At 43.3% G+C, this 17,705-nt stretch carries 16 protein-coding genes; 7 read left to right on the forward strand and 9 right to left on the reverse strand.

The genetic code is table 11. The features are described 5' to 3' along the window. Nucleotides 1-3: 3 nt before the first annotated feature. From rplB to rpsJ, 5 genes are read right to left on the reverse strand one after another with little or no spacing between them, the layout of a single operon-like run. The gene (gene rplB / locus HG263_RS11110; RefSeq protein ID WP_171626149.1) at nt 4-828 is read right to left on the reverse strand and encodes a 50S ribosomal protein L2; all 825 of its coding nucleotides are present in this window, start codon (nt 826-828) and stop codon (nt 4-6) included. Between the two features lie 17 nt (nt 829-845). Beyond that, a complete protein-coding gene (gene rplW / locus HG263_RS11115) occupies nt 846-1,148 on the reverse strand; it encodes a 50S ribosomal protein L23 (RefSeq protein ID WP_070991183.1) in 303 nt (100 codons plus the stop codon). Beyond that, complete coding sequence (gene rplD / locus HG263_RS11120) at nt 1,145-1,747, reverse strand: 50S ribosomal protein L4 (protein WP_070991184.1); 603 nt, start codon at nt 1,745-1,747, stop codon at nt 1,145-1,147. The genes rplW and rplD overlap by 4 nt, the downstream gene beginning before the upstream one ends. A 17-nt stretch (nt 1,748-1,764) precedes the next feature. Continuing rightward, nucleotides 1,765-2,400, reverse strand: coding sequence for a 50S ribosomal protein L3 (gene rplC / locus HG263_RS11125; protein WP_171626150.1), 636 nt, complete (start codon nt 2,398-2,400; stop codon nt 1,765-1,767). Nucleotides 2,401-2,427: 27 nt separating this feature from the next. Next, nucleotides 2,428-2,739, reverse strand: coding sequence for a 30S ribosomal protein S10 (gene rpsJ, locus HG263_RS11130; RefSeq protein WP_005495349.1), 312 nt, complete (start codon nt 2,737-2,739; stop codon nt 2,428-2,430). A 363-nt stretch (nt 2,740-3,102) separates the two neighbouring features. On the opposite strand from rpsJ, the gene plsB reads away from it, so the two are divergent. Continuing rightward, entirely contained in the window at nt 3,103-5,529 is a 2,427-nt protein-coding gene (plsB, locus tag HG263_RS11135) for a glycerol-3-phosphate 1-O-acyltransferase PlsB (RefSeq protein WP_171626151.1), read from the forward strand. Nucleotides 5,530-5,573: 44 nt separating this feature from the next. Here plsB and tesB read toward each other — a convergent pair whose 3' ends face one another. Continuing rightward, entirely contained in the window at nt 5,574-6,434 is an 861-nt protein-coding gene (gene tesB / locus HG263_RS11140) for an acyl-CoA thioesterase II (RefSeq protein ID WP_171626152.1), read from the reverse strand. A 148-nt stretch (nt 6,435-6,582) separates the two neighbouring features. Here tesB and HG263_RS11145 point away from each other — a divergent pair, with 148 nt between their 5' ends. Next, nucleotides 6,583-7,032 (forward strand): EVE domain-containing protein, encoded by a 450-nt coding sequence (locus HG263_RS11145; protein WP_171626153.1) that lies wholly within the window; start codon nt 6,583-6,585, stop codon nt 7,030-7,032. On the opposite strand, the gene HG263_RS11150 is transcribed toward HG263_RS11145, so the two are convergent. Next, nucleotides 7,029-7,247, reverse strand: coding sequence for a hypothetical protein (locus HG263_RS11150; RefSeq protein WP_171626154.1), 219 nt, complete (start codon nt 7,245-7,247; stop codon nt 7,029-7,031). The two genes, HG263_RS11145 and HG263_RS11150, sit on opposite strands and share 4 nt — an antisense overlap. After that, complete coding sequence (locus HG263_RS11155; protein WP_171626155.1) at nt 7,244-8,308, reverse strand: potassium channel family protein; 1,065 nt, start codon at nt 8,306-8,308, stop codon at nt 7,244-7,246. Before HG263_RS11155 ends, HG263_RS11150 begins: the two co-directional genes overlap by 4 nt. 203 nt (nt 8,309-8,511) lie before the next feature. On the opposite strand from HG263_RS11155, the gene HG263_RS11160 reads away from it, so the two are divergent. The 5 genes from HG263_RS11160 (at nt 8,512) to HG263_RS11180 (ending at nt 15,797) form a co-directional block, all read left to right on the forward strand. Beyond that, on the forward strand, nt 8,512-9,459 hold the full coding sequence (locus HG263_RS11160; protein WP_171626156.1) for a chemotaxis protein CheV: 948 nt from the start codon (nt 8,512-8,514) through the stop codon (nt 9,457-9,459). A gap of 149 nt (nt 9,460-9,608) precedes the next feature. Then, entirely contained in the window at nt 9,609-11,774 is a 2,166-nt protein-coding gene (gene uvrD, locus HG263_RS11165; protein WP_171626157.1) for a DNA helicase II, read from the forward strand. Then, entirely contained in the window at nt 11,752-13,824 is a 2,073-nt protein-coding gene (locus tag HG263_RS11170) for a GNAT family N-acetyltransferase (protein ID WP_171626158.1), read from the forward strand. The genes uvrD and HG263_RS11170 overlap by 23 nt, the downstream gene beginning before the upstream one ends. Continuing rightward, the gene (locus HG263_RS11175) at nt 13,799-14,905 is read left to right on the forward strand and encodes an ABC transporter substrate-binding protein (protein WP_171626159.1); all 1,107 of its coding nucleotides are present in this window, start codon (nt 13,799-13,801) and stop codon (nt 14,903-14,905) included. Before HG263_RS11170 ends, HG263_RS11175 begins: the two co-directional genes overlap by 26 nt. Nucleotides 14,906-14,948: 43 nt before the next feature. Next, nucleotides 14,949-15,797, forward strand: a complete 849-nt coding sequence (locus tag HG263_RS11180) for a CZB domain-containing protein (RefSeq protein WP_171626160.1) — start codon at nt 14,949-14,951, stop codon at nt 15,795-15,797. A 55-nt stretch (nt 15,798-15,852) separates the two neighbouring features. On the opposite strand, the gene typA is transcribed toward HG263_RS11180, so the two are convergent. Next, the gene (gene typA, locus HG263_RS11185; RefSeq protein ID WP_171626161.1) at nt 15,853-17,676 is read right to left on the reverse strand and encodes a translational GTPase TypA; all 1,824 of its coding nucleotides are present in this window, start codon (nt 17,674-17,676) and stop codon (nt 15,853-15,855) included. Nucleotides 17,677-17,705: the final 29 nt, after the last annotated feature.

The raw sequence follows: 17,705 nt of genomic DNA on the forward strand, positions 1-17,705 counted from the left end.
CTATTACTTAGTACGACGACGTACGATTAATTTATCAGTACGCTTGTTCTTACGTGTTTTAGCACCTTTGGTAGGCTTGCCCCATGGAGACACAGGGTGACGACCACCAGAAGTACGACCTTCACCACCACCGTGTGGGTGATCAACCGGGTTCATGGCAACACCACGAACTGTCGGACGAATACCACGCCAGCGATTAGCACCAGCTTTACCTAGTGAACGAAGCATATGCTCAGCATTGCCTACTTCACCTAAGGTAGCGCGACAGTCAGCTTCAACTTTACGAACTTCGCCTGAACGAAGACGTAGAGTCACATATTGACCTTCACGTGCTAGGATTTGAACGTATGCACCAGCAGAACGTGCGATTTGTGCACCTTTACCTGGCTTTAATTCTACGTTGTGTACAGTCGAACCTACAGGCATGTTACGCATTGGCAATGTGTTACCAGCTTTGATTGGTGCGTCAACACCAGACTGGATTTGATCGCCTGCTTTTAAACCTTTAGGTGCAATGATGTAACGACGCTCACCGTCTGCATATAATACAAGAGCGATGTTTGCGCTACGGTTTGGATCGTACTCTAAACGTTCAACAGTAGCAGGAATGCCATCTTTAGTACGTTTAAAGTCAATTACACGGTAGTGTTGCTTGTGACCACCACCGATGTGACGAACCGTGATACGACCGTTGTTGTTACGACCACCTGATTTAGAGTTTTTCTCTAAAAGCGGAGCGTATGGCTTACCCTTGTGTAGATCAGGGTTAACCACTTTAACGACGTGACGACGACCCGCAGAAGTTGGTTTACACTTTTGAAGTGCCATAATTCTAACTCCCCTTATTACTCGGCGCCGCCGACAAAGTCTAGCTCGCTACCTTCTTTAAGAGTAACGTAGGCTTTCTTCCAGTCTGAACGACGACCGAAACGCATACCAGTACGCTTTGTTTTACCCTTAACATTCAAAGTACGAACACCAGTTACTTCTACTTCAAAAAGCTTTTCAACTGCAGCTTTAACTTCAGCTTTAGTTGCATTTTTAGCTACTTTGAAAACAATCGTGTTGTTTTCTTCAGCAGCAATAGTGCTTTTCTCAGAGATGTGTGGAGCAAGAATTACTTTTAAAAGACGTTCTTCACGGATCATGCTAGCGCCTCCTCAAGTTGCTTAACAGCACCTGCAGTAATAAGTACCTTATCGAAAGCGATTAGGCTTACTGGGTCAATGCCAGCTACATCACGTGTGTCAACCTTATAAAGGTTACGTGCAGAAAGGAATAGATTCTCATCTACTTCTTCAGTCACGATAAGCACGTCTTTAAGCTCAAGCTCTTTAAGCTTAGCTACTAGCTCTTTAGTTTTAGGTGCTTCTAAACCGAAGTTTTCAACAACTACTAAACGCTCTTGACGAACAAGCTCAGACAAGATGCTCTTAATCGCACCGCGATACATCTTACGGTTAACTTTTTGGCTGTGATCTTGCGGCTTAGCTGCAAAGCTCACACCACCGCTGCGCCAGATTGGGCTGCGGATTGTACCAGCACGAGCACGGCCAGTACCTTTTTGAGCGAATGGCTTTTTACCACCGCCTCTTACTTCAGAACGTGTCTTCTGAGCACGAGTACCTTGACGAGCACCTGCTGCATAAGCAACAACTACCTGGTGTACTAATGCTTCGTTAAACTCACGTCCAAAAGTAGCTTCGGAAACTTCAAGCGCGCCAGCGCCTTTAATTGCTAATTCCATCACTAAATCTCCAGGACTTATGCTTTAACAGCTGGTTTAACGATAACGTCACCGCCGATAGCGCCAGGTACTGCACCCTTAACTAAAAGCAGGTTACGCTCAGCGTCAACACGTACTAGTTCTAGGTTCTGAGTAGTTGTTTGCACATTACCCATTTGACCAGCCATTTTCTTACCTTTAAACACCTTACCAGGTGATTGGTTTTGACCGATTGAACCAGGAGCACGGTGAGACAAAGAGTTACCGTGTGTAGCGTCTTGCATGCTGAAGTTCCAGCGCTTAACACCACCTTGGAAACCTTTACCTTTTGAAGTACCAGTTACGTCTACTTTGTTTACTTCGTTGAATAACTCAACAGTAAGCTCAGTACCTACTTCAAAATCGCCTTCACCACCATTTAGGCGGAATTCCCACAGGCCACGACCCGCTTCAACACCAGCTTTTGCGAAGTGACCCGCAGCAGCTTTGTTTACACGGCTTGCTTTTTTCTCGCCTGCAGTAACTTGAAGCGCTTCATAACCGTCTGTTGCTTCAGATTTGATCTGAGTAACACGGTTAGGCGTCGCTTCGATAACTGTCACAGGGATAGATACACCATCTTCAGTGAAGATACGTGTCATACCCACTTTACGACCGACTAGACCTAATGCCATTTTCCTAAAACCTCTCTAATCTTCCGATTAACCCAGGCTGATTTGAACATCAACACCAGCAGCAAGGTCTAGGCGCATTAGAGCGTCTACAGTCTTATCTGTTGGTTCTACGATGTCGATCAGACGTTTGTGGGTGCGGATTTCATACTGATCACGCGCATCTTTGTTTACGTGCGGAGAGATCAATACAGTAAAACGTTCAAAGCGCGTTGGAAGTGGGATTGGACCACGTACCTGAGCACCAGTGCGTTTCGCAGTTTCCACGATTTCCGCCGTTGATTGGTCAATCAAACGGTGGTCAAAAGCTTTTAGGCGAATACGAATGCGTTGATTTGACATTCTTAAACCTCAATTAAAAGAGCATTTAAAAAGAGCATAAGAAAAACCGCCAGATCGAATTAAATATTAACTCGCTGGTTGCTTTCTTATTTCTACCATTGAATTCCAAATCGGAATTCCTGTTTATTGGCTTGAAATCCAAGCCCTATATTTCATCTTTCCTACTACACTGTAGTAAGAAAGTCCGCACATTATAATGATATTGGTGATAAATGCAACAGTTAATACCAAGTTATTTTAGATAGCGGAATAGTTACGCCTTAATTACTTTTTAACCCTGTAACAGTAAACCAAAACGTCTATAAATAGTCAGTCCAGTTAAAGCTTGGTATGCTATTGCAAATTTTTAAATGTGGTGTTGTCATGAGAATTGTTTCTCGACTCTTAAATCTATTTTCCCAGTGGGCTAATCTATTATTTGTAAAAACAAAATTACTGCCAGACAACCCAATAGAGCAGTTTGACCTAAACCCAGAGTTCCCCACATTTTATGTAACACGGCTTAATTCGCGCGCCGATCTCGCTGCACTTGATGCAGTTTGTAAAAAGCTGGGCCTACCAAGAGCCACTCAGCCACAAGCGTTAGCGGGTAAAGAAATAGACCGATTTATTGCTTTGCAAAACCCTACGCCTTTATTTGCATCCGTTGCTAAACCCAGCAATGCTCTTGCTACTGGAAAAGAAATTTTCACGGCTTTGTGTAGTGATACAAATGCTCAGGCACAAATCATTCCGGTCACCATTTTGTGGGGCCGCAATCCAGGTAAGGAAAAACCTGGTATCGGTACGTTATTCTCTCATTCGTTGACACCAAGTTGGCTGCGCAAGTTGTTTGTTGTGCTGTTCTCTGGTCGCGATAATTTAGTACGCTTTAGCCATCCTATCGATCTGAATCAGCTAATTAACGACAAGTCGGATGTAAACGAGTTACCGCAAAAGCTAGTGCGTGTGGCGCGTGTTCACTTTCGTCGTCAAAAACTGGCTGCGACAGGCCCTAAACTGCCTTCAAGAGATCAACTCTTTAGCTCCTTATTAGCCGCACCTGCAATTAAAAAGGCGATCGCCGATGAAGCCAAAAGCAAAGGGCTAAGTTATGAAGAGGCACGCCTTAACGCACAAGAATTACTTGACGAAATCGCGGCAAATTACTCTGACGCTATGGTACGCGTTGGCGACCGTATTCTCACGTGGCTTTGGAATAAACTGTACAATGGTATTGAAGTTAAATACGCAGAGCGCGTACATCAGTTAGCCGACAAAGGCCATGAAATCATCTATGTGCCATGCCACCGCAGCCATATGGACTATTTATTACTGACTTATGTTATCTATCACCAAGGACTGGTACCACCGCATATAGCAGCGGGTGTTAACCTTAACTTCTTCCCTGCGGGGGGAATTTTCCGCCGCTCAGGTGCATTCTTTATTCGTCGTTCGTTTGCTGGAAATAAACTTTACTCCGCTGTATTCAAAGAGTATTTGAGCCAACTCTTTATCAAAGGTTATTCTGTGAAGTTTTACACCGAAGGGGGGCGAAGTCGCACAGGCCGTTTATTGCCACCAAAAACAGGCATGTTGGCGATGACAATACAATCTATGTTGCGTGGTATTGACCGACCTATCTCCATCGTACCGGTATATATTGGCTATGAGCATGTTATGGAGATCAATACCTACTTAAAAGAGTTAGCAGGCAACCACAAAAAGAATGAATCTATCTTTGCGGTATTTAAAGCCATTAAAAATCTTAAAAACTACGGTCGTGGCTACTTAAATTTTGGTGAGCCGATAAACGTTAATCAATATCTAAATGAGCATCAAAACAATTGGCGTGATGCTATCCACCCAACCGATATTCAAAAGCCTCAGTGGCTCAACACACAAGTGGCAGAACTTGCAGATACAATCATGACCAATATCAACAGTGCTGCAGCGCTCAATGCCATTAACTTGTTAGCGACGATTTTACTCAGTAACAGTCAATTCGCTCTCAGTAAACGCAAGCTACTAGAGCAGATGTCTTTTTATCTCACGTTGCAACGCAGTTCAAAATACAATGAACAGGTCACCGTCCCTGAAGACTCAGCTGAACAGTTACTCAGTCACGCCTTAAAATTGAATAAGCTGGATGTATTGTCAGATGAGTTAGGCGAAATTATCGCCATAAAAGAAAGAGAACGAACTTTGTTCAATTACTATCGTAATAACATCGTGCACTTGTTTGCAGTGCCGAGTGTAATCGCGCAGCAGCTATTTAACCGCTTTAGCGTTACTTTAGAAGAATGCCAGCAACTACTTGAGGTGCTGTATCCACTGTTTGCGAAGGAATGGTTTTTAACCCCTATGCGTGACGACTATATCAAGCAAATACTGACCTGTTTTTCACAGCAAAAACTCATCGAGTTTGATGGCACTACAGCCAAAGTGATTAAAGGAAGCAATGGATTAGCTCAGTTAGAGATGCTGGGTAAAGTCAGTCAATTAACGCTAGAACGTTATGCAATCACAGTGAGTTTAATACACAATAACCAAGGCATTACACGCAAAAACCTTGAGTCTGAAACTGATATCATCGCTAACCGCCTAGGTACTTTGCATGGTATCAAGAGTCCAGAGTTTTTCGATAAGAAGGTGCTAGTAGCATTTATCAATAGCTTAAAAGAACAAGGCTTTATTAAAGTGTCTGACGAGCAATGTATTCGCGCTCAAGATAAGCTGCAAACTCTGCAACTCCACCTTAATGAATTGTTACCCGCCAGCATTTCTGAGTCGATTCAAGATACCCTTTAGTGTATCTGGCGACACGTGCCGCCAGAGGTTTGGTGGCACGTTTGTTAGCCCCTTTGGCGCATGACACCTTCTTGAATGGTTGATGCAACCAACTCGCCTTGACGATTAAAAAATTGTCCTCGCACTAAACCGCGTCCATTGGATGCACTTGGACTATCAACACTATACAAGATCCACTCATCCATTCTAAAGGGCCTATGAAACCACATTGCGTGGTCTATGGTTGCCACTTGCATGCTTGGGTGTAAAAAAGACAACCCGTGCGGCTGAAGTGCGGTAGGTAAAAATTCAAAATCAGACGCATACGCCATTAGATAATTATGAATACGTCTATCATCAGGCAATGGGCCATTGGCTTTAAACCAGACATGGCGTTGTGGCTCTGTGATTTCAGGCTGAAATGGATTTTGGAATTCCACGGGCCGCGTCTCAAGCGGCATATCACAGGTAAACTTATTACGCAGTTGTTCTGGGATTAACGCTTTATTTTCTCGATAAAAATCAATCGAAGACTTTAGTTCTTCAGGCCCAGGTACATTTGGCATCGTGCTTTGATGAGACACGCCTGGCTCATCGCCTTGAAATGACGCTGTCATGTAAAAAATCGGTTTGCCATACTGGATAGCACGAACTCGTCGAGTGCTAAAGCTTCGGCCGTCACGAATAACTTCCACATCATATACTATCGGTTTCTTCGCATCGCCAGGTCGCAAAAAATAGGAGTGCAATGAGTTCACAAAGCGCCCCTCTGGTAACGTATATTTTGCCGCGGAGAGTGCTTGCCCCATTACCTGACCACCGAATACCTGTGGGAACCCTAAATCTTGGCTTTGCCCGCGATAAATGCCTTGCTCAATTTCTTCAAGTTTCAAAAGCGAAAGTAAATCTGTCAGAACCTGACTCATCGGGACCTCTTAATTTCGTCAGTTTAATTCAATAATCATAGTATAATAGTAACCGTTATGAGTCACCTTAAGTGGCACTATCGATACATTAAAGTAAAGACGGTGACTGATGGTTATTTTGGAATTAACAACAGCTCGCAGGTAAAGCATGGCATATTGGTTATTTAAAACAGAGCCCGACACATTCTCCATTGATGATTTAAAGGCTTTAGGAAGTCAGGGGGCATTTTGGGAAGGCGTCAGAAACTACCAAGCGCGTAACTTCTTACGTGATCAAGTCAAATTAGCTGACCTAGTCTTCATTTATCACTCTAGTTGTAAAGTACCTGCAATAGTCGGCATAGCGAAAGTTATCCAACAAGCGCAGCCCGACCCTTTTCAATTCGATATACAAAGTGATTACTTTGATGCTAAATCAACTAAAGAGAACCCAAGGTGGTATGGCGTTACACTAGAATATGTCAAACACCTAAGACCGATTACCTTGTCGGCTATCAAGGCAAACCTTGAGATCACTGAGCTTGCTCTTAAAAAGGCGGGTAGGCTTTCCATCATGCCAGTTAGCGAGCGAGAGTGGCATGTACTGTGTCCAAATTAACGTCGGCGTGCCCGGCTATTTTTTTCTTTTTCTGGATGAATACCTTCTTTGGGTATCATAGAAAAGTATAAAAGCAGGGTGATCCATGAAAAAAGCAGCGTTGCTATTAGCCAGCCGTTCTTTTCATGGCCCCTTGTGCGCTTGCTACTATGTATAATAGCCACAGGCGCTAAATAGGCAGATACGCCAATGAATAACAGAATTAGTTCATTCATGATAACCTTTGCCAAGCCACTTCATCAGGCAGTACCCGCTCAGTAGCAATATAATGTAAGATATCTCCCGCATTCACTAGATAATCCAAAGGCGGGTTCAACTCCATATTTTGCGCACTTAAATCATGGGCTACGCCCAATAAAATTGCATCATGCTTTTCTTTAAAATAATGGAATAAAGCACCAAATTGGCAAGTTTTTAAACCCACAGGTAGTTGCAAGCTAAATTGGGTATCTCCGTGCAGAGTAGACAACAATTCTTCTTGCACTCGACTAGACCCAGGATCTTGCATCGCTCTCACTAAAATTTCCGCCGACTTACTCGATGAACATTCAACATTTTGACAATGAGCCCGCAACAAACTTACTTTGCTTTCATCCACAAAATGCGCGCTGATATGCGCACTCCCCTGAATCATGGGGCTTAGTTTTAACGCGGTTGTAAATGTTTGATCGTCATCTTGACCATCAATGATGATTTTATCTGCATTGGATGTGCCAATACGAGCAAGTTCCTCATCGTCAGTGAAGCTAGATAGTTTCGCAAAATCAACTTGAGAATAGCTCAGCAAGGGGTGTTCAATATCGTCGACGACCGCTAATACAATACGCCTATCTTGGCGTTTTACATCCGCTAAGATGTAATCGATCATCTTTTTAGTTCTGATTGGATGCCAACCAAAAATAATTATATGGTTACGCAAATGGTAAAAGTCTTTGTCGCCAGTCATTGCTCTTCTTATCCAAAATGTCATAAATTGACCCGCTTTACCCAGCAAAATACCAAACAAAGCAAGACCAAACGGAATTTGTACCAATGCAACTATCCAACGGCCCAGCTCCGTCGTTGCGCTAAAGTCACCATATCCAACTGTCGACGTGGTCACTATATAATAATAAATAAAAGTGCTGGGCTCTATAAGAGTCTGCTCACCAGCATAATAAAGTAGTACCCAGACCAATGCTAAATGGCATGCGGTTACGGCACTTAATAATTGCCAGCTAGCTTCATCGACATGTGCACGTAACAGTACAAGTATACGTTTAAATATGATTGGCATAGTGTAGTGCGGTTTATAATTCTATAGCGCTACCTTACTCGATCTCACCTCGCTTTAAAACCTCAATAAATCGACATTCGTACTAAAAAGCAAAGTAAAAACATCAATACATTTATCGCGTTAGCATAGCATTGTGCAAAGCTCGTATTTTATCGCAACTTCAGTATACTGATGCATAGAGTATGGGAATAGGAAGATATAGTATGGCAGGTGTATTAGCTTCGGTAGATCAAAGAACGCAACTGGTTGGTGAAAACCGATTAGAGCTTTTATTGTTTCACCTACATAGCCGTCACTTCTTTGCTCTTAACGTGTTTAAAGTAAAAGAAGTTGTAAAGCTGCCACACCTCCATAGTATGCCAAACGCTCACCCTAAAGTATGTGGCGTTACTAACATACGAGGCGAATCTATTCCTGTCATTGATTTGCGTCGCGCAATCTGTATGCCTGAGTGTGAACGGGATAGCGATAGCAACCTAGTGATCACAGAATATAACCGCTCAGTACAAGCCTTTTTAGTCGGCAAGGTAGACCAAATAGTTAACACCACTTGGCAAGATATCATGCCAACCCCCAGCTCTGTTGGCAAAAACCATTATCTTACAGCATTGACCAAAATCAAACGAGATGGTGTCGAACATATCGTCGAGATCATTGATGTTGAAAAAGTACTGGCTGAGATTGTGTCATATGATGTCGTCATCTCCGAAGATGTTTTAGATAAAAGTATCATTGATGAGTTTCATGGCCGTAAAATTTTACATGCCGATGATTCACCCACAGCCCGACGCCAAGTCGCAGATACCCTTGCACAATTAGGTATTGAAATCATCCCGGCAACGGATGGTCAAGAAGCCCTAAATGTGCTCAAGCACTGGGCTGATGAAGGTATCGATGTTAATAAAGAACTACTAGCAGTGATCACCGATGCTGAAATGCCCGCAATGGACGGATATCGACTCACTTATGAAATACGAAACGATAGCCGCTTAAAAGATTTATATGTGATCTTGAATACGTCACTCAGTGGTAGCTTTAATAAGGCAATGGTCGAGAAAGTAGGCTGTAACGCGTTTTTATCTAAGTTCCAGCCAGATCTCTTGGTTGAAGAAATACAAAATCGACTCAAAGAAGTATTAAACAAAGAATAACTGGTTATTCGTACAGTGATTACACTTTTTTTTGTTTAACAAAATCAATACGATAAATTCCTTATGCCTGCTTTTTAAAGCCCGTAACTGGGCAACGCCCCCCTAACACAGGTATACTTTGCGTTCATTTTACTGAAATAGGCGTGGTAATGGACGTTTCTGAATTAATCGATGGCTTAAACGAAAAACAACGTGAGGCAGTAGCAGCACCACTGCAAAATATGTTGGTCCTCGCAGGCGCAGGCTCGGGCAAAACCCGAGTATTAGTGCATCGTATCGCTTGGTTAATGCAAGTAGAACACGCCTCAGCCTACAGTATTTTTGCTGTTACCTTTACCAATAAAGCAGCCAAAGAAATGCGCACCCGAGTTGAAGAAACTTTGCGCTCACCAGTGGGTGGTATGTGGATTGGTACTTTCCATGGTTTATCACATCGCATTTTACGCGCTCACCACCGTGAAGCGAACTTGCCAGAAGCATTTCAGATTTTAGATACAGACGATCAGGTTCGTATGATCCGTCGTCTTTTAAAAGCCATGAATATTGATGAAAAGAAATGGCCGCCAAAACAAATCGCATGGTATATCAGTGCAAGAAAAGACGAAGGACAAAGGCCCAGAGATATCCAAGCTTATGATGTGAATGAGCAACTATTACTACGTGTTTACACCGCCTATCAAGATGCCTGCGACAGAGCTGGATTAGTCGACTTTGCGGAGATTTTGTTACGCTGTTATGAGCTGCTGCAGCAGCAACCTACGTTATTACGCCATTATCAACAACGCTTCAGACATATGCTGGTAGATGAATTTCAAGATACCAACAGCATTCAATATCGCTGGCTAAAGCTCCTTGCGGGCCAAGATAATACCATGATGATTGTCGGTGATGATGACCAGAGTATCTATGGTTGGCGCGGAGCAAAAATTGAAAATATTAAACGCTTCTTGGAAGACTTTTCGGCAGAAACTATTCGTCTTGAGCAAAACTACCGCTCCACCGCCACCATTCTAAAAGCATCTAATGCTCTGATCCAAAATAATGCAGAGCGTATGGGAAAAAGTTTATGGACCGATGGTAACCAAGGTGAACCCATCTCCATTTACGCCGCCTTTAATGAATTAGACGAAGCGCGTTTTGTGGTCAGTAAAATTCGCACTTGGCTAAACGGTGGCAATGCATTGCAAGATTGCGCCATTTTATACAGAAATAATGCACAGTCTCGGGTACTCGAAGAAGCGATGTTACAAGAAGGATTAAAATACCGTATTTATGGCGGTATGCGTTTCTTCGAACGCCAAGAGATTAAAGATGCGCTTGCCTATTTACGCTTGATCAGTAATCGTCAAGACGATGCCGCATTTGAGCGCGTGATCAATACTCCTGCTCGTGGCATTGGCGATAAAACCTTAAGCCATATTCGCGATTGTGCCCGCAATGAGTCTATGCCATTGTGGTACGCAGCCAAAGCAGTGATTGAACAAAACCATTTGGCAGGTCGAGCTGCCACAGCTGTTTCGCGCTTTATTGAGCTCGTCGAGCAGCTAGATGACAAAATAACGGAGCTTGAGTTATCCGAGCAAGCCAAGACCACAATAGAGCAATCAGGCTTGATGGCAATGTATCAAGCAGAAAAAGGCGAAAAAGGCCGTGCTCGCGTAGAGAACTTAGAAGAATTGATCAGTGCTTGTGGTCAATATGAGCCACCCATTGATGAAGATTTTAGCTCACCACTACAGGGATTCTTAGCCTATACCTCTTTAGAGTCTGGCGAAGGCCAAGCCGATGAGCACGAAGATGCCGTGCAAATGATGACTTTGCACTCAGCAAAAGGGCTAGAGTTTCCATTGGTATTTATGGTTGGTGTTGAAGAAGGCATGTTCCCCTCTCAGCAAAGTCATGAAGAGTCGGGTAGACTTGAAGAAGAACGCCGCCTTTGTTACGTGGGGATGACACGCGCAATGGAGAAACTCTACATCAGCCATGCAGAAAGTCGACGTTTGTATGGGCAAGAGAAACATCACAGCCCATCGCGTTTCTTACGAGAGCTCCCAGAAGAGTGTGTAGAAGAAATCCGCATCAAAACTCAGGTATCAAGACCTGTAAACAGTGGACGCTTCAGCGCGTCTGTAACCCATGCAGCTTTTGAAGACAGTGGCTACAACCTTGGACAACGCGTTCTACACGCAAAATTTGGTGCAGGAACCGTACTGAACTATGAAGGCAGTGGTGCCCAATCACGGATCCAAGTGAATTTTGATGATGTTGGCACCAAGTGGTTGGTAACAGCGTATGCCCGCTTACAAAGCTTCTAACTTGGACACCTTATTTGCCGAATTAGCCCATAACCAACACCGTCAGCTGTTTTTGCTGTGCGGTGAACACCATTGGGCTATTCGGCAAGTCAAAAATCTATTTAAGCCATCCGCCAACTGCCTACTTCTGTCAAAACACCCTGAACTGGCAAACGCATGCTGGCCCGAGCATTTGCATCAGATCCTTGGCCAAGAGTTTGAACTGGCGCTTTACGATGGCTATGCAGGCATAGAGCCAAACAAACTGGCAGCACTCAGTGGTACCGTCAAAGCCGGTGGATTACTCATATTAATACTTCCTGAACTCGATGACTTGCCTTGCTGGCAAGATCCTAGCCTCGCGACATGGTGCTCTCACGGTTTTACTGCCACACAAAGCCCCTTTTTGCAACGCTGGCAAAAGCTGTTTAAAGAACTAGATATCTCGTTTTACTCTCAACGCCATGGGTTATCGTTGTCGCTGCATGGTAAATCCCAGCAATCACACATAGATTTTAGCGAACAACAAAGTACGCTTACAGAGATAACCACACGGCTGCAAAGCAAAAAACCTCACCCGATTTTACTCAGTGCTGATCGGGGTCGTGGTAAATCTGCCACCCTTGGTATGCTAGCGGCAGCAATGCGTGATCATACCTTTATTATTTGCGCCCTACAGTACCGTGCTGTGGTGAATAGTTTCAAGCATTTAGCTCGGCAATTGGATATGAATTATCTAGGCCATGAAAGGCACATTGCAAACCTACGCTTTGTCCCACCGGATCAGCTACTGACAATGCAGTTAAGCGATGAAATAGTCCTTATCGACGAAGCCGCCGCCATTCCAGTGCCTATATTAATAGCCCTTGTGAACAAAGCTCAGCGCTGCGTATTTTCTAGCACAATCATTGGCTATGAAGGCAATGGGCGAGGTTACACACTAAGATTTAAACGTTATCTATCAAAGTACTATCCTGAGTTTTTAGCTTTGCAAATGCAACAACCCATTCGCTATCAGCAGCACGATCCCCTAGAAGCTCAGATAAACCACCTGTTTGCGTTAGATTGTCATTACCCGACCACTGAAGACACTAGCAACTTAACATATGCCAAACTAACCGCTTGCGAGCTTGCGCTAAATGAACCTTTGCTACACCAAGCATTTTCGCTGTTGGTGCTGGCACATTATCAAACAACCGTCAACGACTTGCGTCAACTGCTAGACAGCCCATCGCAGGCTATTTTTATAGTGCGAAATTCCCAACAGCTTCTTGGCTTAAGTTTGGTTAATTTTGAAGGGCAGATTGAATATGAACTACATGACGATATTGCTCAAGGGAAACGTCGCCCTAAAGGGCATTTACTGCCTCAGCAACTATTTGCAGCACAAGGCGAGTCTCACTTTCTAACAGCCAAAACAGCACGTATCGTACGCATCGCTATTGCACCCAACTTACATGGCAAAGGCCTAGGTACGCAGTTACTCAAATATGTCGAGCAGCAACTAGAGCAATCGGTGGATTATGTAGGCAGCAGCTTTGGCGCGACGTCAACCCTCTTGAACTTTTGGCAAAAGAATGACTATAAAACAGTTAAATTAGGGTATAAACAAGATAAAGCCAGTGGGGAATATGCCGCAATGGTGTTGAAAAGCACTACAGATCCAGAACCTCATCTAGAATGTCTTTACCAGCATTTTAGAATGAATTTTACCTATCAACTAAGTAATCTTTATCAACAGTTGCCTTGGCAATTAGTAAAGTGCATTCTCGTTGCCATGCCCACACAGGATATTCCTGAACCTCTCATCAGACAGTTGAACTTTATGATGAGCAAACAAACGCTGCTAGAACAAGATAGTGCAACACTATGGCAAGTATTAGTCTGTTGCCCAGCACTATTATTAGCCTTATCAGATATTTCACAACAATTAGGTATTAGACTATTATTACAAAATAATACTAAAGAGCTGCTTAAAGTCGACTTGTCTCTAGACTCTAAAAAACAGTTTTCTCTAGCTTTCAATACCTTGGTACGTGAAATACATGAACAGCTTAGCACATTACATTAACGCGCTTTTTGCCACTATGCTCTCGTTAGCCAGTGGCTTTGGGCAAGCTGACGCGCCGCCACTCAAACTGGGTATGTCGATAGCTTTGAGCGGACCTGCTCAGGAGATAGGCAAACAACTTCGTGATGGGGCTATGCTGCACTTTGAAGCTGAGAACCTAGAAGGCGGTATTGCGGGACGCCCCATTGAATTACTCGTACTTGATGATGGGTATGAACCTAATCGTACGGTGCTTAACACAAAGCAATTCATCTACCAAGATAAGGTTGACGCATTGTTTGGCTATATGGGCACCCCCACCACAGCTGCAATTCGTCCGCTACTAGAGCACAGTAAAACCCCTCTACTTATGCCATTTACAGGCGCAGACTTTTTGCATCAAATCGACAAATATCACGTATTTAATTTAAGAGCGAGTTACCAAGATGAAGCGCAAGAACATATTAAATACCTTGTTAGCGAGAAAAACCATCAACATATTGCACTACTGATCCAAGCTGATGAATTCGGCATTACCGTTGAGAAAAGTTTAACAAAGGCACTCGCTCTAAAAGAGTTAACGCCCTCGACAATAGCCCGCTTTAGGCGCAATACCAGCGATGTTGAAAAAGCTTTTGAGCAAATCAATCAAACCAATGCTACTGCAGTTATAATGATTGGTACCTACGAGCCTTTGGCAACCTTTATACGGTTAGCTGAGCGGGCCAAACAGCATCTGGAATTTACCAGCGTATCCTTTGTCTCTAGTAAAGAGCTCTTCGCTCGCGTCAAGCCAGAACACCCTATAATGGTTACTGAAGTGGTCCCTAACCCTCTTTTATGCAAGGCAATGTTGTGTGAAAAATTTCGTCGCGTTGTAGCACAAAAACCACATTTAAAAATCGACCATATCCTGTTCGAAGGCTATCTTAATGCGCTCGTTTTTAGTCATGCAGTCAAACAATGTCAAACACAATACTCTGTGCAATGCCTACTCAATAAATTGCCATGGGTATTGGAGCATGAGCGTGATTTAAAAATGCTTTTTGAGCTTTCAAAACAACAAAAGAAATTACCAGTGTACCGCTCATATTCATCATAATGTTCTATTCTTTAACAATACCATTGTGCTTGTTGAGGAAAATATGGATTTAATCAATTTCCGAGTCGGACAAAAAACCATTTCATTGAAGATTTTGGATATTCTGCTCACTGAACGCTACGAAGGAAACTTAACGTCCTTGCCCAACGGTAACCCCAGCTTCTTGGGCGTCAAAGACTACATGGGAACACCCACGCCTATTTTTGACTTGGGTATCATTCTAAATAATCAGTCTTCTCACGAAATAAATTCTGCATTAGTAGAGCTGTTACGCTCTAAAGAAGAAGAACACAGAGATTGGCTGCACGCATTAGAAAGAAGCGTAATGAAAGGCCACGATTTTGATAAGGCAAGAGACCCAAAGCAATGTGCCTTTGGGCAATGGCTTTACAGTTTTAAAACTGAAAATGAAGATTTAAAAGCCATATTACATAGATTTGAAGAGCCGCATAATCGCCTACATTCACTGGCTGATAAATTACTAACATTGTGCGAACAAGATAAGCAACAAGAAGCCATTATGATGCTAGAAAAAGAACGTTCAACAACCTACGTAAAACTAATGCGCCTATTTGAGTCTGCAAGGGAGCAGATAAGCTTGGATCACAAACCAATCATCGTATTTACGACACAAGATGGACACAAGCCCCATATCGGCTTGTTAGTTGATCAGGTTGAAGACAACATGCACTGTGAAGAAGACGAGGTTAAGTCTCTGAGTGAGATTACCAATATAGGCTTTGAAATAGATGCGCAGACAAAAAAGATGATGCAAGGATTGATAAAGCGTGGCAACACACATACCGTGTTAATTGACCCCAGTGCGATATTTAGGCCTGAACATTTACAAGGCTATGAGCCAGAAGAAACCGAAAGCTACGGTTTGTTTTAAACACTTTACAAACAAAAGCGCCGCTATGACAGCGGCGTTTTTTATTGAAAAGAAATTAATCTTTTGCTTGACGGCCTGCGCGCTTACGCTCGCTTTCAGTTAGCAACTTCTTACGAATACGAATATTCACAGGTGTTACTTCTACTAGCTCGTCATCATCGATGAATTCAAGTGCTTGCTCAAGTGACATTTTGATTGGTGGCACAAGTGTTTGCGCTTCATCAGTACCTGATGCACGTACGTTTGTTAACTGCTTGCCTTTCAGGGCGTTAACAGTCAAGTCATTATCACGGCTATGAATACCGATGATCATACCTTCGTATACTTCAACACCGTGACCGATGAAAAGTTTACCACGCTCTTGTAAGTTAAATAGTGCGTTAGTTAGTGCTTTACCCGTTGCATTGGCAATCAATACACCATTCTTACGTTTACCGATTGAACCGCCTTTATGTGGGCCATAATGATCAAACGTGTGGTACATCAAGCCAGAGCCTGAAGTAAGCGTCATAAAATCAGTTTGGAAACCGATTAAACCACGGCTCGGCATCATGAAATCTAAACGTACACGACCTTTACCATCTGGCGCCATATCCGTCATTTCAGCTTTACGTAAACCAAGCTGCTCCATGATTGAACCTTGGTGCTCTTCTTGTACGTCAACCGTTACTGTTTCAAATGGTTCTTCTAGCTGACCATTTACTTCACGTAAAATTACCTCAGGGCGAGATACAGCAAGCTCATAACCTTCACGACGCATATTTTCAATCAAGATACCAAGGTGTAATTCACCACGGCCCGATACGCGGAAGCTATCTGGGTTATTAGTTTCTTCAACACGTAATGCTACGTTATGTACCAGTTCATTTTGTAGACGCTCAAGAATGTTACGAGAAGTAACAAACTTACCTTCTTGACCTGCAAACGGCGAAGTGTTTACCGAGAAAGTCATAGTAACTGTTGGTTCATCAACAGAAAGCGCTGGCAGTGCTTCAACCGTATTCACATCACAAATCGTGTCAGAAATTTTCAGCTCACCCAAACCAGTAATTGCGATGATGTCGCCTGCTTGTGCTTGTTGCGCTTCGTGACGATCAAGCCCAAGATAGGTTAACACTTGACCTACTTTACCGTTACGCGTCTTGCCATCGGCACCTACTACAGTGACTTGTTGGTTCACTTTAACTGTACCGCGCTTGATACGGCCTACACCGATAACACCAATGTATGAGTTGTAATCAAGTTGCGAAATCTGCATCTGGAAGCCACCATCTGGATCCGCATCAGGTGCTGCTACTTGCTCTACAATTGCTTCAAACATTGGTTGCATGTTGTCTGATGGCTCATCTAAGTCTAGCGTTGCCCAACCATTGATAGCTGATGCATAAATAACTTGGAAGTCCAACTGATCATCAGTTGCGCCTAAGTTATCAAATAAGTCGAATACTTGGTCCATAACCCAATCAGGACGTGCACCAGGCTTGTCAATTTTGTTAATAACAACGATAGGCTTAAGACCTAAAGCAAATGCCTTTTGCGTTACGAAACGCGTTTGAGGCATTGGACCTTCCTGTGCATCAACCAGTAGTAATACTGAGTCAACCATTGAAAGAACACGTTCTACTTCGCCACCGAAGTCAGCGTGTCCCGGAGTATCTACGATATTAATGTGGTAATCGTTCCACTCAATCGCGGTGTTTTTAGCTAGGATGGTGATACCGCGCTCTTTTTCGATATCGTTTGAATCCATTACACGTTCTTCATTACCGCCGCGTGTTTCAAGCGTGCCTGATTGCTCTAGCAACTTGTCAACTAGGGTTGTTTTACCGTGGTCTACGTGGGCGATAATCGCGATATTACGTAATTTTTCAATGCTCATGTTTATAACTCAGATAATTACTCGAAAGA

It is taken from the genome of Pseudoalteromonas caenipelagi (genome assembly GCF_013140855.1).
In the GTDB taxonomy this organism is placed as follows: domain Bacteria; phylum Pseudomonadota; class Gammaproteobacteria; order Enterobacterales; family Alteromonadaceae; genus Pseudoalteromonas; species Pseudoalteromonas caenipelagi.

Bases quoted from the DNA above. Each gene is read 5' to 3' on its own strand.
- plsB (WP_171626151.1), top strand. From the start codon at position 3,103: ATGAGAATTGTTTCTCGACTCTTAAATCTATTTTCCCAGTGGGCTAAT.
- HG263_RS11180 (WP_171626160.1), top strand. From the start codon at position 14,949: ATGGATTTAATCAATTTCCGAGTCGGACAAAAAACCATTTCATTGAAG.
- rplW (WP_070991183.1), bottom strand. From the start codon at position 1,148: ATGATCCGTGAAGAACGTCTTTTAAAAGTAATTCTTGCTCCACACATC.
- uvrD (WP_171626157.1), top strand. From the start codon at position 9,609: ATGGACGTTTCTGAATTAATCGATGGCTTAAACGAAAAACAACGTGAG.
- rpsJ (WP_005495349.1), bottom strand. From the start codon at position 2,739: ATGTCAAATCAACGCATTCGTATTCGCCTAAAAGCTTTTGACCACCGT.
- HG263_RS11175 (WP_171626159.1), top strand. From the start codon at position 13,799: ATGAACAGCTTAGCACATTACATTAACGCGCTTTTTGCCACTATGCTC.
- HG263_RS11170 (WP_171626158.1), top strand. From the start codon at position 11,752: ATGCCCGCTTACAAAGCTTCTAACTTGGACACCTTATTTGCCGAATTA.
- HG263_RS11160 (WP_171626156.1), top strand. From the start codon at position 8,512: ATGGCAGGTGTATTAGCTTCGGTAGATCAAAGAACGCAACTGGTTGGT.
- HG263_RS11145 (WP_171626153.1), top strand. From the start codon at position 6,583: ATGGCATATTGGTTATTTAAAACAGAGCCCGACACATTCTCCATTGAT.
- rplD (WP_070991184.1), bottom strand. From the start codon at position 1,747: ATGGAATTAGCAATTAAAGGCGCTGGCGCGCTTGAAGTTTCCGAAGCT.
- typA (WP_171626161.1), bottom strand. From the start codon at position 17,676: ATGAGCATTGAAAAATTACGTAATATCGCGATTATCGCCCACGTAGAC.
- tesB (WP_171626152.1), bottom strand. From the start codon at position 6,434: ATGAGTCAGGTTCTGACAGATTTACTTTCGCTTTTGAAACTTGAAGAA.
- rplB (WP_171626149.1), bottom strand. From the start codon at position 828: ATGGCACTTCAAAAGTGTAAACCAACTTCTGCGGGTCGTCGTCACGTC.
- rplC (WP_171626150.1), bottom strand. From the start codon at position 2,400: ATGGCATTAGGTCTAGTCGGTCGTAAAGTGGGTATGACACGTATCTTC.
- HG263_RS11155 (WP_171626155.1), bottom strand. From the start codon at position 8,308: ATGCCAATCATATTTAAACGTATACTTGTACTGTTACGTGCACATGTC.
- HG263_RS11150 (WP_171626154.1), bottom strand. From the start codon at position 7,247: ATGAATGAACTAATTCTGTTATTCATTGGCGTATCTGCCTATTTAGCG.